This is a genomic window from Nonomuraea sp. NPDC050451, from assembly GCF_044458585.1.
Map to the genome: position 1 here is coordinate 18,283 of NZ_JBITHZ010000039.1, position 14,594 is coordinate 32,876.

Annotated in this window: 10 protein-coding genes and 1 pseudogene; 5 read left to right on the plus strand and 6 right to left on the minus strand. The window is 69.3% G+C overall.

Annotated elements, in window-relative coordinates:
- Window positions 1-571 precede the first annotated feature (571 nt).
- The gene (locus ACIBI9_RS55880) at window positions 572-1,294 is read right to left on the minus strand and encodes a hypothetical protein (protein ID WP_397235583.1); all 723 of its coding nucleotides are present in this window, start codon (window positions 1,292-1,294) and stop codon (window positions 572-574) included.
- A gap of 609 nt (window positions 1,295-1,903) precedes the next feature.
- On the opposite strand from ACIBI9_RS55880, the gene ACIBI9_RS55885 reads away from it, so the two are divergent.
- The 5 genes and pseudogenes from ACIBI9_RS55885 (at window position 1,904) to ACIBI9_RS55905 (ending at window position 5,733) form a co-directional block, all read left to right on the plus strand.
- The gene (locus ACIBI9_RS55885; RefSeq protein ID WP_397235584.1) at window positions 1,904-2,824 is read left to right on the plus strand and encodes a DUF6192 family protein; all 921 of its coding nucleotides are present in this window, start codon (window positions 1,904-1,906) and stop codon (window positions 2,822-2,824) included.
- Window positions 2,825-2,897: 73 nt separating this feature from the next.
- Window positions 2,898-3,281, plus strand: a complete 384-nt coding sequence (locus ACIBI9_RS55890; protein WP_397235585.1) for a hypothetical protein — start codon at window positions 2,898-2,900, stop codon at window positions 3,279-3,281.
- A gap of 4 nt (window positions 3,282-3,285) precedes the next feature.
- Window positions 3,286-4,110 (plus strand): annotated as a pseudogene (locus ACIBI9_RS55895) (IS5 family transposase); the annotation flags it as partial.
- 110 nt (window positions 4,111-4,220) lie between these two features.
- Window positions 4,221-4,685 (plus strand): hypothetical protein, encoded by a 465-nt coding sequence (locus ACIBI9_RS55900; protein ID WP_397235586.1) that lies wholly within the window; start codon window positions 4,221-4,223, stop codon window positions 4,683-4,685.
- 88 nt (window positions 4,686-4,773) lie between these two features.
- Complete coding sequence (locus ACIBI9_RS55905; protein ID WP_397235587.1) at window positions 4,774-5,733, plus strand: phosphotransferase family protein; 960 nt, start codon at window positions 4,774-4,776, stop codon at window positions 5,731-5,733.
- A gap of 412 nt (window positions 5,734-6,145) precedes the next feature.
- On the opposite strand, the gene ACIBI9_RS55910 is transcribed toward ACIBI9_RS55905, so the two are convergent.
- The 5 genes from ACIBI9_RS55910 to ACIBI9_RS55930 form a co-directional block, all read right to left on the minus strand.
- A complete protein-coding gene (locus ACIBI9_RS55910; protein WP_397235588.1) occupies window positions 6,146-6,385 on the minus strand; it encodes a hypothetical protein in 240 nt (79 codons plus the stop codon).
- A 344-nt stretch (window positions 6,386-6,729) separates the two neighbouring features.
- Window positions 6,730-11,589 (minus strand): DUF4132 domain-containing protein, encoded by a 4,860-nt coding sequence (locus tag ACIBI9_RS55915; RefSeq protein ID WP_397235589.1) that lies wholly within the window; start codon window positions 11,587-11,589, stop codon window positions 6,730-6,732.
- 563 nt (window positions 11,590-12,152) lie between these two features.
- A complete protein-coding gene (locus ACIBI9_RS55920) occupies window positions 12,153-12,521 on the minus strand; it encodes a hypothetical protein (RefSeq protein ID WP_397235590.1) in 369 nt (122 codons plus the stop codon).
- A gap of 566 nt (window positions 12,522-13,087) precedes the next feature.
- Complete coding sequence (locus tag ACIBI9_RS55925) at window positions 13,088-13,687, minus strand: dihydrofolate reductase family protein (protein ID WP_397235591.1); 600 nt, start codon at window positions 13,685-13,687, stop codon at window positions 13,088-13,090.
- Entirely contained in the window at window positions 13,684-14,547 is an 864-nt protein-coding gene (locus tag ACIBI9_RS55930) for a metalloregulator ArsR/SmtB family transcription factor (protein WP_397235592.1), read from the minus strand. Before ACIBI9_RS55930 ends, ACIBI9_RS55925 begins: the two co-directional genes overlap by 4 nt.
- Window positions 14,548-14,594 lie beyond the last annotated feature (47 nt).

Consider the following 14,594-nt stretch of genomic DNA (forward strand, 5'->3'; position numbering starts at 1 on the left):
GTTTTTCTGCCAGGCCAAAGCCTTGCGCATGGACCGATCGCCCATCCTTGGCGATCGCCAGGGACAAACCCGGCACGTCGTAGTACTGCATCCACCTCGCTACCAGGCTTGCTATGACAGGACCGGCCTCGCGCTTCTCCCGGATCGGGCAGAATCTTGATGCGGCGCCTGTCCCGTAGTCGGAGGAGAATCCACCTAGGGACACCAGGCGATACCGCTCGGGCTCTTTCTCCTTCTGCCGGACCTCGTTGTGCAACGTGGTGACGTCGATCCCGTAGCGGGCAACCCACAAGCGTCCGTCGGATCTAGCTCAGATTGAGGCGTACATCCGATATTTCTGGTCGGCCGGAGCGAAACCTACGGTTCGGACAGAGCGGTAATGGACCCTGCCCTGCCGCTCGAATGCCGCCTGGTCATTGAGTTCGCCGACCTGCGGCTGGACCCAATTCCAACGGGTGTCGTATCCCGGCCATGCCTCCCATACGAGGGTGCACACTGTCTCGGTCAGGCCGGGGGTCGGGTAGCAGCAGGGAGAGTGCTTAACGTCGCCTGGCCACGCGGCGCGGCGGCATCACAGCTCCAGAGACTCCTGATCCTGGTCAGCCATGCGTTCTGGGGCCTGCTCGGTGTTCGCCGCGCGGTCTGGTTGATCGAGTCGACTTATGGCCTCACGAAGTACGACTCCGAGACGTCGACGATTGCCGATGGCTTGAATGACCAAGACAATCATCATGAGGAAAAGCCACCAGAGTCCTACCAGAAGGTAAGCTGCAGCGTCAAATCCAGCTGCGCCGAGCTCTCCGCTCAAGACAATAACCATTGCCACTAAAGGAATGCTCACTCCGGCACGGAACTCGATCTCACATCTTAGGCGCTCGTACAATTCGTACAACTCGGGCTCGCGACCTATTAGCCTAACTAAGTTAGCGAACTTTAGATGGTCGCTAGAGGTTCTGGTAGCTAGCGCGATGATCCGGTCGATGAGCGCCAGGACCAGGTTCGACACCATCGTGGAGACAGTTCCGACGAGATAGGCCAGGAATATGAGAACAGTGGCGACGAGGGGGTTGAGGATGACCTTTTGAAGGTTATCCAGCGATCTACCCACAATCGTCCAGTACGCTGTTCGCTCTGGAAGCTTGTCCGCCTCCTCAGGGGGTATGCCACTTAGATCGAGAAACGGTCCGACATTCGAGCCAAGAAGAAGGAGCGCAAACAAAACGAGCCAGATGAATCCAGCCGCGATCGGAGTCCTGATTTCGCGTAGGCCAGGAAGTAGCCGAGAGATAAGCATGACTAAGAGGGTGTTGTTGAACTTTCGATCTTGGAAATCGCCGTCCTAAAGCACCCGACAGGAGGGCACCTCGCCACGTCTTCCGATGGGATGGGTGTGGTGGTCGTGGCCTTTTGGATGCTGGTGGTCATGCCGTGTGCTGGCTCAGTGTGGTGGGGTGCCGGTGACGGACGGGCGGTGCTGCCCGGCCTGTGGGACTCGCCTGCCTGGGTGGATGCGGCGGGACGCCGTCTTCTGCTCGGATGTGTGCCGGGCTCGGCATCGGTGGCTGTTGCTGCGGATCCGGGTCAAGGTTGAGGTGATCCAGAACCCTTCTCCGGAGCGGACGATCAGGTGTCCGGAGTGCTCGCGGTCGTGGCTGGAGGGCGTGGATCATCCGGTGGGGACGATCTATTGCTCGCCGCGCTGCCGGACGCAGGGGTGGCGGCGTCGCAGAGCCGGTGAGAACGGCGTCACGGTGACGCCGTTTCTTTCGGATCGTTGATCCCGAATTGTCCTCATATGGCGGTGTGGGGAGAAGTCCGTAACGAGGGCATTGTCACCGATTGTGTGCGGGTGGAGACTTCGCGCTAGCACTCGTGAGGAGTGCGGGACGCGAGGAGGGGCGCGATGACCACGATGATCGGGAAGGTGACGCAGGAGCGGTACGAGCAACTGGTAGCCGATGGGCTGGAACAGCTCGCCGTCCAAGGACGCACACAGCTGCAGCTCGGCGATCACGCCTTGGAAATCGAGCCGATGAACCCGCGGGGCGGGTCACATGCTGGCCTCGGGGAAGAGTCGTTCGGTGTCCGGCAGTCGCTGGCGCAGTACGCCGAGGATCTGGACATGCCGCTGACGACCCTGCTCGATAACCGGTGGGTGGCTTCCCGCTGGCCCAAGGAGCGGCGCCAGCACGGCGTGTCGTACGTCGTGCACAAGGCCCTGGCGGGCATCGCGGAGGAGGACGTGCGCTTCGCCAAGATCCTGGACCCGCCCTGGCATGAGAAGTCGAAGACCCACCGGTGGACGCAGGATGCCGCCAAGCGGGAGGTCGGCCAGCGCGTCAACCGTCCCACCACGGTGCAGGAGAAGGTCAACAAGGTTCACGACCTGCTGGAGGATGAGAAGGTCGCGGCCCAGGTGGCAACGGATCTGCTGCGCCAGCCGCAGGTGGTGTCAGAGGTTGTCGAGGACCAGACCGCCATGCATCTGGTCAACCGGGCACAGGTCGACCGCTCTCACCGGATCGCGCAGCAGCGGATGGAGGCCGTGCCCCAGCCGGCCAAGCAGGCCATCCAGCGGGCGCGGGAACAGGTGCGCCACAACCGGGAGTACGTCGATCTGGTCGGGGCCTGCGCGACGTTCGTCGCCGCGGCGGGCCGGATCGTGCCCACCTTGCGCGGGCACGCCTTCACCGAGGAGGAGCGTGAGCGGGTGCACGCCAACCTGGCGCGCGTGCGCGGCGCGACTGAATGGATCGGCCAGGCGATCGATACCGGCGACCTGTCTTTGGATGAGGGCCTGGCCGCGTTACTGCGGGGCGAGTGAGCCCGCGATGGCCTACTCCACGCCTGGGCGGGGGCGGCGAGATCGGCTGCCGACGAACGTGTGTGGTGAGCGAGTGCGGATGGCGCTGATGGAAGCGCGCCCGGCCGGGCTGACCACCCGGCAGCTGGTCGCCGCGACCGGGTTGAGCCCGTATCAGGTCCGCAAGGGCATCTTGTGGATCAAGGAAGTCGCCGCGCGCGAGCACTTGACCCCGCTCGTCTATACCGCGAAGGGCGGCTACCGGTTTCCCGCCGACTCCGCCGACTGGGTGGTCTACGAGAAGACGCAGTTCGCCGCCGCGCTGACCCGGATCAGCCGGCTACTCGACGGCACGATCACTCCGCACGCCATCAAGTACCCCGACGACAAGTGGGCCCGCTTCGTCCTGGCCCAGGCCACCGGCCTGCAGTCCACGCTGGACATGCTGACCAACGGCAATGCGCCGGTCGGAGGCTGAAGCGATGCGCCCACGCCGCTACCCCTCCGACACCAGCGCCGCCGAGTGGGCCCTGCTGGAGCGGCTTCTCCCGGTTCCCGCCTGCCGCACTCCCACCGGCGGCAGGCCGGAGAAGCATCACCGCCGTGACGTGGTGGACGCGATCCGCTATCTGGTGGCGAACGGCTGTGTCTGGAGGGCGACCCGGACGATTTTCCGCCCTGGGCCACGGTCTATGGCCTTTTTGTGCGCTGGGCCCGGCAGGGGTGGTCAACGAGATCCGTGATCAGCTGCGTCGCGCCATCCGGTTGCGCGCGGGCCGCTGTCCGAGTGCGGTCACCCTTATTGTCGATTCTCAGTCGGTGAAGGGGTCGGAGACGGTCAGCAAGGCCACTCGCGGCTTTGACCCAGCGAAGCGGATAAATGGGAGGAAGCGGCATCTTTTGGTTGATTCGGGCGGGCTGCAGGTGATGGTCATGGTCACCCCGGCCGATATGGCCGACCGGGACTGCGCCCGCGACCTGCTGTTCCGGCTGCGGCTGACCCATCCCGAGATCACCCTGGTCTGGGCCGACTCCGCCTACGCGGGATCGTTGATCGAGTGGGCGCGCACCTTCCTGAACCTCACCGTCAAGGTGGTCTCCCGGCCACGCGGCGCCCAGGGTTTCGTCGTATTGGCCAAGCGCTGGGTGGTGGAACGCAGCCTGTCGTGGGTGCTGCGCGCCCGTCGCAACATTCGCGATCATGAACGACTTCCCCAGAACAGCGAAATCATGATCATCTGGTCGGCCATCACCCAGATGCGCGCCGTCTCACCCGCAGCGCCCGCGCCAGGTCGTCCTGGGGAAAAGTTTCGTGACCGCGCTGTTGCGGATCAGCGTGTCTCGGAACCCATCAAACGAGACACGCTGATCCGCAGCCATGCGGCCACGAAACCCCTGGCCTTGGGGAGCGCCCCTCATGGGATCTCGAACCGAGCAATGCCTGAACTGCGAGGCCCCGCTGCCCCCGCCCATCACCCGCGGTGGGCGGCCTCGCAAGTACTGCTCCGACACCTGCCGGTGGGCCTTCTGCCGGACCCGCGCCAGGCGCTGGCGTCCGCTCACCCAGCGGCACCGACGCCAGGACGACACCCGCAAGCGGTGCCGCCACCTCCGCGACCAGGCCGAACACCTCGCCCAGGCAGCCGGGAAACTGGCCCTCGACCTGCACGCGGAGGACCTCGCTCCGCCCACCCAGCAGACTGGCTGGAAACCTGGGCCCATCGCCGGCTACACCGCCACCGCTTTGCCCCTGCTCGCCCACGCCCGCGCCGTCCTGGCCGCTGCCGTCACCGCCGACCGAGCGACCGGCGCCACCTGGGACGAGATCGCGGCCGTTCTGGATGTCAGCCCCGACACCGCCGCCCGCCGCTACCGCACCTGACGGCGAGCTGGCACCTCATCGAGCGGCGCTCACGCACTGATCGAGAAAGCCTTGGCGCGTGCAGCCGTCGGGATGGTGAGATGGCACGATGATCAACCACGACGAGGCGGCTGTCCGACCGTTGACATTGGCTTGGGTGAGCCGGCACCTGGAGGTCGGCGAACGGATAGTCAAAACCGAGGCGCTACGCGGCGGCATCACTGCTGACATGCGGTGGCTGACCATCGGCACTAAGGACGGAAGGACGCGTGACCTGGTGCTGCGGAGTTTCGTCGACCCGTTCTCCGTGGAGCGCGCCGAGGGCGGACTGAACAGGGAGGCCGGAGCTCTGACCCTGTTGGCGGGGACCGGTGTGCCGGCTCCTGAACTGGTCGCGGTTGATCCAACCGCCGCGCATTGCGAGTACCCGTCGCTCTTGATGACACATCTAACGGGCCGGACGGTCCTCGACGATGAGGGAGTGGAGACGCGCGTCCCACTGCTGGCCCGTCAACTCGTGGCCATCCACGCGCTGCGGCCCGCCGAGCGGCCCCGGAAGTATGTGACGCTGACGACCTCCGACACCGTCGTGGTTCCGAAGGGCGCCGACGCGGCGGTATGGGCCGCGGCGATCGACGTGATCCGCAGGCCCACGCCGCCCTATGAAGGGCGATTCCTGCACCGGGACTTCCAGCCCGGCAACGTGCTGTTCGCCATGTCGCCCCCAAGCCCGGCAGGTCCCCGGATCACCGGCGTCGTCGACTGGGTCGCGACCTCCTGGGGCCCGGCAGACCTCGATGTCGCGCACTGCTCCACCAATCTCGCGCTGCTGCACGGACCGGCGTGGGGTCTGCGGTTCGCTGAGGCGTATGAGGAAGCCGGCGGGGTGCTGGCTGCGACCACGAGCGAGCGGCTGTACTGGCAGGTGCGGGACGCGCTGGCCTGCTCAGAAGAAGTGCAGTCGGTGTCGCAGCCATGGCGGGAGGCAGGCAGAGCAGAGCTGACGACGCGATCCGTGGAGGAGCGGCTGGACGCCTATGTCATCGCCCTGATGGACGCGCTGGGCTGAGCCCTGGCGGTCCGGGTGCAGCCTGACCCCATCGGAGGTTCGAAAACACCCTCTAAATCTAAATCCACCGACCGGCCAGGGCCACCGTTCCACAGGCAACAGCTCACTTTCTGGGGCGATGCCGTCCGGTCCGGTGCGCGCCGCCTCAGGAGCGTACGGCTCAGGAAAGGGTGACGCATTCGCCTTCGACACCAGACCGGCGTCGACGGTTGTCGGGGTTCTTGGCCTCTTCTCGCAGGTCAGGGCGAGATGATCTCTTCAGGTATGCAAGGCACTTGCAGGCATGTTGCATCGATGGTGACGGAGGAGGCGGTCGGCCTGGCTCGCTCGGCCAGCGACCGGGAGGCGCTGATCCACGCCGGCACCGCCATCTGCGGGCCGGCCCGGAGATCTATATGCAGGACCGAAGCCGTCAGTCGGTGGGTTCGACGCCAGGCTGCACATCCTCCTCGCCGGCGTCATGGGCCACCTCCCGCCGCTCCTTCTCCGCCTTCTGCTCCGGGTCGGGCGGGGGTTCGACCGGTTCTGCGGGGATCGGGCGTGGCGTGTCCCGCACTTCGACGCTGGCGCGCTCGGCCAGCGTGTCGGACTCGCCGTTGACCTGGCCGACCGCAGGCGGCATGTCCTCGGGGCGTTTCTCGGCCTCGTTCATGACCGGCAACTGCCCGAGCGTCAACCCCCAAACCAACCCTCAACTCCTGGAGAACCGACCATGCCCAGGGGATTTCCGCCTCCCGAGAACCATGCAGGTGCTGGAGAACGGCACCCACTATGGGCTGATCCTCGAATACCGCGACTCAAACTGCACGCCGCGTGGACTGAGAGCGGGGACGCCGCAATCGGCCTGATGTCGCTGGCGAAGATGCGCAAGCTGGTGGCCCGCGAAAGGGTACGCGCCACGCGAGAACTGCACGACACCTTGGCCGCGCTGCTCAGCGCGCAGCAGCCCCCCGGACCACTGGATCGCCTGCCATCACCCGCACACCTCCGGGAAGATCATTCCAGCCGGGCCGCGGCCTCCTGTGGCTCGGACGAACGGAGGAAGCGCAGGTCCTCCATGACCAGGGCGACATCGGTGGCGCCGCCGCGGCGCAGGGCCGGGGCCAGCGCGTCCAGGTCGGACCAGCGGGACGGGCGGAGGTGGACGCGGTAGCCGTCTCCGGCGGGCTCCAGGGTGAGGGCTTCGCCGATGGCGAGCCTGCTCTCCGGGAGGTGGGCCGCGGTCGCTCCGGCGGCTCGTTCCAGGGCGGTGACCGAGGTGACACCGGCGGCGATGGGCAGGGTCGTGTCCGGGCCGGTGACGTGTTCGTGCAGGTCACGCAGGCGGGCGGCGGCGGTCGTACGGGCGGGGTGGTCCTTGGGCAGGCGGTCGGCCAGGAGGCTCGCAACGCGGGCGATGTGACCCAGCGGCGGTACGGACGGACGCTCGCCGAGCAGGGCGATCAGCGCCTCCAGGGCGTCCTCGGCGCCGGAGGCGAGGGTGACCCACTGTTCGGTGGTGAGCGGGGTGAGCCTCGGGTGGCGTTTCGTCCAGTACGCGACCGCCCGGTCCAGGTCGGGGCCCGTACGCCAGAGGTCGGCGGGGTCGTCAGGCATGAGCAGCTCGACGACTTCGACGGCCTCGTCGTTGGTGGTGAGCGCCTCCAGGGAGAGCGCGGCGACGCGCAGTTCGAGCTCGGTCAGGTCGAGTTCGCGGGCGCGGGCGGCGTCGCCCTTGCGGAAGGCGGCGACGCGGCCCCGCGCCCAGCCGTCCGGCCAGGAGAGCGTGCGGGCCGAGGTGGACAGCAGGATCAGGCACTGGGCCGGTGACAGGCCGGTGGCCTCGGCGAACGCCCGTACGGTCGCCTCCCGGTCCACGGGCGGCGGGCCGTTCTCGGCGATCAGGCCGAGCGCCCGCCGGAGCCGGTCCGGGTCGCCCCAGCCGCGGCAGGTCCGCAGCTCGACGGCGCGGTTGCGGGTGAACAGGAGCGGGTCGGGGCCGCCAGGGGTGTAGAGGAGCGCCGTGACCGCGTACCCGTGCCCCACCTGCTCGTAGTCGGCGACGGCGGCGGCCATGATGGGGCCGCGGCCCGAGCGGATCTGCCCGAGGTCGTACTCCGGGCGCAGCCGGGCGACGTGCCAGGTGCCGTCAGCACGAAGGAGTTCGGGGACGGCGGCCAGTTCCAGAAGTTGCGCGCGCCCGCCGCCGTTGCCCCACGCGGCCTCCAGGACGGCGGCGCCGAGGCGGCCCAGCGTGTTCTCGACCCCCTTGACGGCGGGGGCGTCGAATATCGCGATCTTCTTGTCGTACGGCACATCGACGGCGGCACGGGCGAAGTGGACGATCCTCTCGTACGCGGACTCAGGCCCCGGATCGTCCGGCTCGGGGGACTTCTCGAACGGGACGGCGGGCGCCGCGGAGGCGGGCGCCGGGCGCAGGTGGGGCGGCGGGGTCAGCGCCAGGCGCTCCAGCAGGGCGAACGCGCGCTCGCGGCATTCGACGGCCGTCCACACCAGGAACGTGACGCCCTTCCAGAGCGACTCGTCGGTGATCTCCGGCAGGAGCGGGCGGAGCCGTCCCGCCAGCTCGTCGCGGGCGGCGTCCTTCTCCGAGTACCCGCTCTCGGGGTCCAGCACCCGCATGAGGTCGGCGGCGAGCGCGGCGTCCGCGACGTCGATCAGGGCCTGCGCCTTCTTCTCGTCGACGGCGCGCAGCGCCCTGGAACCTTCGGGGTCGCGCGGCCGCATCGCCGACCACCTGCCGGGAGGCGCGACCAGGCGGGTCCCGGATGCGTAGCGGTGGTGCTCGACCGTGCTGATGTTCTCGGCACCGTCGTGCTCGGGCACCCTGCCCCAGCCGCGGACGTAGCGGCCGATGGTCCGCCCGGCCGGGTCCCGCAGCTCGATGATCCGGCCCTGGCCACGCCACACGGTGGCCTCGGCGCCACCGGGGAAGGCGACCCGTTCGCCGTCGGCCGGTACGACGCGGCGGGCGGCGGGGTGGGCGCTGCCGTGCGGGCAGTGCGGGCCGCCGTGGTCCAGTACGGTCACCCGGCCGTTCACGGCGATCAGACAGCGGTCGTAGAGGTCGCGCGCCTCGGTCCGTTCGTGGGACCGGCTGGAGACGTGCTCGTACGTGCCGAAGCCGTGGGACGGACCGACTCCATCCGGTGTGACGACGGAGGCGCGGAACTTGTGCTCCCAGAGCCGGCCGGACTCGATCAGGAGCAGGTCGGTGCCGCTCTCTTCCAGGTAGTCGGTGATGGTGTTGACGTGGCCGGGGACGAAGGCGGGCAACTCCAGTTCGTCGAGGACGCCGCCGCTCAGCGTGGTGGCGAGGGCGCGGGCCGGGTCCGTCCCGGTCGCGATCGTCCGGACGCTGTCCAGGAGGGGGCCGGGGATTCCGGCGATGGTGAACCGTTCGGCGTCGCACAGGGCGGCGTGCGCGTCCGGAAGCCCTTGCTCTGGGACCCGCTCGGCATGCTCGGCCAGGATGGCGGCGACAATCTGCGCCGTTCCCGGTGTCGCGGTCAGGGCCCGTACGGTCTCGGGGGCGGTCTGCTTCGGGACGGCGGGCTCGGTGACGTTGAGCTGGTTGGTCACGTTGCCCACGATCGCGTCGCGCAGCAGCGGAGCCCAGTCCGGGTCGGCGGCAACGGCGGCCAGGTCGGTGCCCGCTCCGGAGGCGAGCCGGTCGTACAGCTTGAACGTGTGCAGCAGCCGGGGCCGCGCGAGCGGGACGCCGCGGTCCAGGAGGAGATCGAGGAGCGGGAGGTCGGCGGCGGTCTCCTCCCAGCGGTTGACCTCGTCCTCGTCCACTCCCAGTACCGCCTCATGGTCGTCGCAGGTGAGGCCCTCCGCGCACAGCCGCGTACCGGCGTCGTATAGGAGGTCGCCGAGACCGGCGACGGGGAGTGCGAGCCCCGCGTACAGCTTCAGGAAGCGGCCGAGCCAGTCCTTCGCCGCCGTCCCCGCCAGCCCGGGGAACGTGGAGAACGGGGCGGTCAGGCCCGCGCCCGCGAGGTTGCCGAGCAGGAGCGACACTGCCGCGCTCTTCGCCTTGGGAGTGTCGTTGGCGGGCAGCGGCAGGATGCCGAGGAGCGCGCGGCCGATGCCCGCGTCCGCCCGTGCCATCGGGCCGAGCAACGGAAGGGCGAACGTCCAGAGGGCCTGCGGTGCCGACTCCATGCAGCCGCTCTCCAGCAAGGCCCGTACGGCGCGTTCGTCCTCGGGCCCGCCGAGCGCGTGCCCGGCGGCCTTCGCCAGCGCCGCCCAGCCGTCGGCCAGGGCCAGCGCGCCGTCCGCGCCGTCCGGGACTTCCTCGCACCACTCGGTGAGCAGGCTGCGGTGCCAGCGGTACGCGCCGGAAGCGGGATGGCGGGCGGCGAGCCGCTTGGCGTGCTTCTTGAGCGTGACCGTTCCGGCGGCGTCCGGTCCCGCGGCGAGGTGCGCCGCGACGAGCGCGGCCTCGTCGACCGGCAGCGCGTGCGCGTCCTCGGCGGCGCGGGCCTTCTCGAAGAAGGCGGCGGCGAAGCGGGCGCTGCCCGCGGCGGCCAGGATCCGCGCGCACTCCTCGTAGAACGGCGGTAGCAGCACGGGCGCGTGCGTCTCCAGGTCTTCGCCGGTACGGGTGAGCGCGGTGCGCGCGAGGCCGGGCTTGCGGGCGGCCAGGCCGCGGGCGGCCCGCAGGTCGGTGTGCGCGGCCAGGATGCGGGCGCGGTGCGCCGGGTACCGGTGCAGCGCGGAGGCGAGGAAGCCGAGCGGGCCCGCGTGCACGGTGCCGACGCCGGTCTCCGCCACCGGGTCCAGGTCGTACAGCGACTTCTCGGCCTTGTCGCCGTCGACGACGGCGCGCCGGACGAGTTCGACGACCGGCTCGTCCAGGACGGAGTGCTCGTAGCGGACGGCGACGCACGTGTCCTCGTCGGAGCCGGCGGGCGTGCCCGGCAGCACCGCCCCGGCGCGCAGCAGCACGCCGCGCGTCGGGCCGGTGATGCCGGAGGGCACCACGGTGCCGGGCTCGCCCTGGTGGGCGTCGCAGTAGTGGGAGTACGCCTCGGCTGCCTCCACCACCGGCTCCGTCTCGTCCACGGTGCGGTCCGCGTACAGAGCCATGAGAATGCGGACGCCCTCGGACCAGGCGATGTCGCCGATCTCCCGGCCGCCCGCGGTGAAGCTCAGCCACGCCATGTAGGCCGGGCTCATCGGCCCGCTCCAGTCCAGGTCGATCTCGATGCCGATCGGCTCGGGCGCGTGCACGGCGAACCGCGCCCTGTCCCCCTTGATACGCCCGCCCAGCTCGTGCACGCGGCGTTCGAACGCGGCGCCGCTCTCGTACCGGGCGTCCATGTATCCGAAGGTGTCGACCACGCCGAACGTACGGTCCATGCTCGCGGGACGCGTCCACACCTCACGGCGTACCTGCTCAACAACCTGCGTGAGGTTCCGTCCCCGCCAGATGGGCAGCTCGTCGCCGAGCAGCAGCGGGTGCGGGATCGAGAAGGCGTCCGCGCCCGTCCACACGCCCTCGCGCAGGAGCGCGCAGCGGCCGAGATCGGGCGCGCCGTCGACGATCGGGGCGATGACCAGGTCGGTGAGCGTCTCGCGCCACACCGGGTCGTCCCACACGGCCGCGAACACCGAGGCCGGGACGGGCAGCGACCGCACCATCCAGGACTCGACCCGGTCGTGCACCGCCCGCGCGTGCTCGCCGAGCCGGTCGCAGAGGGCGGCGAGCCGTACGGCGGTCGGATCCTTCCTGATGTTGGCGGGCACCTTGGCCAGCACGCGGCCCGCGGCCGTCCGGCAGGCGAGCACCGGCCGCCGCGTCCACTCGACGGTGAGCTCGTGGCCCGTCGCGATCCCGATCCATCCCATGGCACGCCATTCTTGATCATCCCTAGGACATTCGACGGGAAACGGATGATTTACCCGTAGCCGGTGGGTCGTCCTTGTCATCGCGGGCGCCGGCGCGCTGCTCGCGGCGGCCCTGCCCGGCGTTCGGCCGGAGTACAGCGGACATGGACGGCGCCGAGGTCGGGGTTGAGCGGTGGGATGGATCTTGCGAGGTGAGGAGTCTCCGACCTGCGGGGCTTGGCATGTTGCCGAGGTGGTCGGCAGGGGCGGCCGCTGCTGATGTTCGCGTCGGATGCGAACTCGGGGACGTCCGGGATGAGGCTTCTTCGGCGTGGGTGAACCCGAAGGCCGCGGCCTCGGGCACAGTCGGTGACAGCGGCGGGCCGCCGACTGGACATAGTGTCCGCCCGACCACCGCCAGGCCCGCGGGGCCGCCGTCGCGCGCCGGTCCTGACCTGCGGCGGTGTCCTGAGATCACGGGCAGTAGGTGCTGGCACCGGGCATTCTTCGTCGAGGGGCCTCCTTCGTGCACCCCTTCAAGCCCGCGACACGGCCTGCCGCAACTGCTCGGACGGCCGACGACGTCAACGCTGTCCCAAGCCTGCCGACCAGCCACCAGCTCCGCACCCGATCCGGCAGCGATGAGCGTGGCGCCGGCAGGACGCACACCCGGCCGTCCTCCGCTGTTTCACGCGTTGCCACACCCCGGGCGCCGGAACCACCTCGTCCGTCGGCAACGCTTGTGCCAACCGCGACAGCTCCTTGAAATCGGCGCGCTCCAGCATGGTGTTTGTCCGATCCATCATCACGCCGGCCACCATGAAAGCAACCCCCAAGACGGCGACGACGACCGTCAGGACGACCGAGACCTTCGCGGCCAGGGCGACCAGCAAGCCGAAAAGCGCGATCGACATCGCGGCACGTAGTGCCACCTGCACGTACCTGTTGTCCACCACTTCACCTCACACGCTTCATCCACCCCCTGGGAAGACGCCAGACAGTGAAGAGCGCGGACCTGCGGCTGCTTTGGCTTTCCGCCTCACCGCGTCGCGGGGGCCAGGCGGTCCTCGGCGGCCCTGGTTGGCGACGGCTTCGATGGCGTGTGGGGTGCGGAAACTCAGCCGCCGAGGTTGACGTGGGGGTTCGTGGCTCGAGCATGATGAGGTCTCGCCCATCCTGCCGACGGCGTTGTGGTCTTCCCTCTACCTCATCCACCTGGTCCTGCTGGGTCGCGGTGATAGGGCCAACGCAACGCATGGACGTCAGGACGGCCCAGGACTCCTGAAGCTACGGCGACCCGACACTCGTCGACCACCGTGGCAGCCGCCGGCGCGCGACGCTATTTGGCCTCTCCGCGCGCTGCGGCTGCCCGGCGGACGGAGGCCTTCCGGTGGGGATCCCCAGACGGAACACCTTGTCGCGGAGAGGCCTGGCGCGAGGGAGAGCCCTTCAACAGCGAGAAGTGGGATCTGACCCACCTCGTCGCTGAAAGTTCTGCGGGCTGCGCCGACCAGCCGGCTCAGCGGACTCGGTCGTAGACCATGGCGAGTTCGCCCAGCTCGCCGGTCTCCTGGTGGGTGAGCGTCCATTTCGTAGCCGGCAGGCCGTCGTCGAACAGTCGTTGCCCGCCTCCGGCGATCTCGGGGAAGATCATGAGGTAGAGCCGGTCGAGCAGGTCTGCCGACAGGAGCGGCTTGATGATGCTGGCGCTGCTGTTGACGAGGATGTCGCCTTCACCGCTGGTCTTGAGCTCGGTGACGACGTCTGCGGCGGGGGCGTTCACCACGCGGGCGCGTTCCCACGGCGCGTCGGTCAGCGTGGTCGACAGGACCACCTTTTCCGTGTCGACCAGCCACTTGGCGTATCCGCGGTCGCGCGGATCGGCGTTGTCGTCTTCGGCGACCGATGGCCAGTAACCCAGGAATCCCTCGGCGTTGATCCGGCCGAGCAGTGCCGTCGTCGCGTGCTCCCACATGCGGGTCATGTGGTTGCGGGCGACATCGCTGGTTACGTACGGGGCGAACGCGGCGAAGTCGCCGGGCCCGCCGGGACCGTTGTAGCGCCCGTCGAGGGTGAGGGTCAGGTTCGCGGTCACCCTGCGGCCGGTCGTGTTCGTCATTTCGTGCTCCTGGTGTCGGTGTTGTGCGTGTCGGTGTCGTACGTGGCGAGGGTCGCCGCGAGCTTGTCGAGGGTCTGGCCGTAGCCGATCTCGATGCCCGCGATGAAGTCCGCGGAGTCGACGGTGCTGTCGGCGATCCGGACCTGAACGTCGAGGTCGGTGCCGGTGTCGGTGGGCCGTAGGTCGAAGGCGACGTGGGCGGTGAAGGCGATGTCGCCGCTGGGAAGCCTCGGGGAGGACCGGTAGGCGAGGCGCTCCCCAGGGCGTACGTCATCGACGACGCCCTCCGCGCGCCCGGCGACCAGGTCGGAGCCATCGGCGTCATCAGCATCGCGGTACTCCAGGACAAGCCGTCCACCCGGCCGCGCCTCGAAGACGAGCTCGGAGACGCGCAGGTCGTCGGGCGTCCACCAGCGGGCGAGCAGGGGCGTTTCGGTGAGGTGGCGCCAGATCAGCTCGGGGTGTTGCGTCAGCGACCGGAGGAATCTGAACGAGCGGCCGTCGGCCCACCCCGGCTCCTGCGCGGCGAGTCGCTCCGCCTGGAGGCTGAGCCCGTACCGGTCGTAGGTCTCGCGCGGGCCGCCGGCCTGGTCCGCGGTGTCGGCGAGCCGGCTGAGCGCCGCCGCCAGCTGCCGCAGCGGAGCGGAGCGGAGCGCGTAGACGCGGCGCTGGCCGGTGCGCTGGGAGGCGACGACGCCGGCGCGCTCGAGGGTCTGCAGGTGCTTGGTCGTCTGCGGCTGGCGCGCCTCGGCGAGCTGGGCGAGGACACCGACCGAGCGGGGCCGCTCGGCCAGCAGGGTCACGAGCCGCCAGCGGGCCGGGTCGGCCAGTGCGGTGAGAAGTGCGTCCGCTGTCTCCATGGCAAGAAGTATTCGCTATGGCGAATATTCGTGTCAAGGAATAACTG

Coding starts and splice junctions, on each gene's coding strand:
- ACIBI9_RS55930 (WP_397235592.1), bottom strand. CDS start 14,547: ATGGAGACAGCGGACGCACTTCTCACCGCACTGGCCGACCCGGCCCGC.
- ACIBI9_RS55910 (WP_397235588.1), bottom strand. CDS start 6,385: ATGAACGAGGCCGAGAAACGCCCCGAGGACATGCCGCCTGCGGTCGGC.
- ACIBI9_RS55915 (WP_397235589.1), bottom strand. CDS start 11,589: ATGGGATGGATCGGGATCGCGACGGGCCACGAGCTCACCGTCGAGTGG.
- ACIBI9_RS55905 (WP_397235587.1), top strand. CDS start 4,774: ATGATCAACCACGACGAGGCGGCTGTCCGACCGTTGACATTGGCTTGG.
- ACIBI9_RS55880 (WP_397235583.1), bottom strand. CDS start 1,294: ATGCTTATCTCTCGGCTACTTCCTGGCCTACGCGAAATCAGGACTCCG.
- ACIBI9_RS55885 (WP_397235584.1), top strand. CDS start 1,904: ATGACCACGATGATCGGGAAGGTGACGCAGGAGCGGTACGAGCAACTG.
- ACIBI9_RS55900 (WP_397235586.1), top strand. CDS start 4,221: ATGGGATCTCGAACCGAGCAATGCCTGAACTGCGAGGCCCCGCTGCCC.
- ACIBI9_RS55925 (WP_397235591.1), bottom strand. CDS start 13,687: ATGACGAACACGACCGGCCGCAGGGTGACCGCGAACCTGACCCTCACC.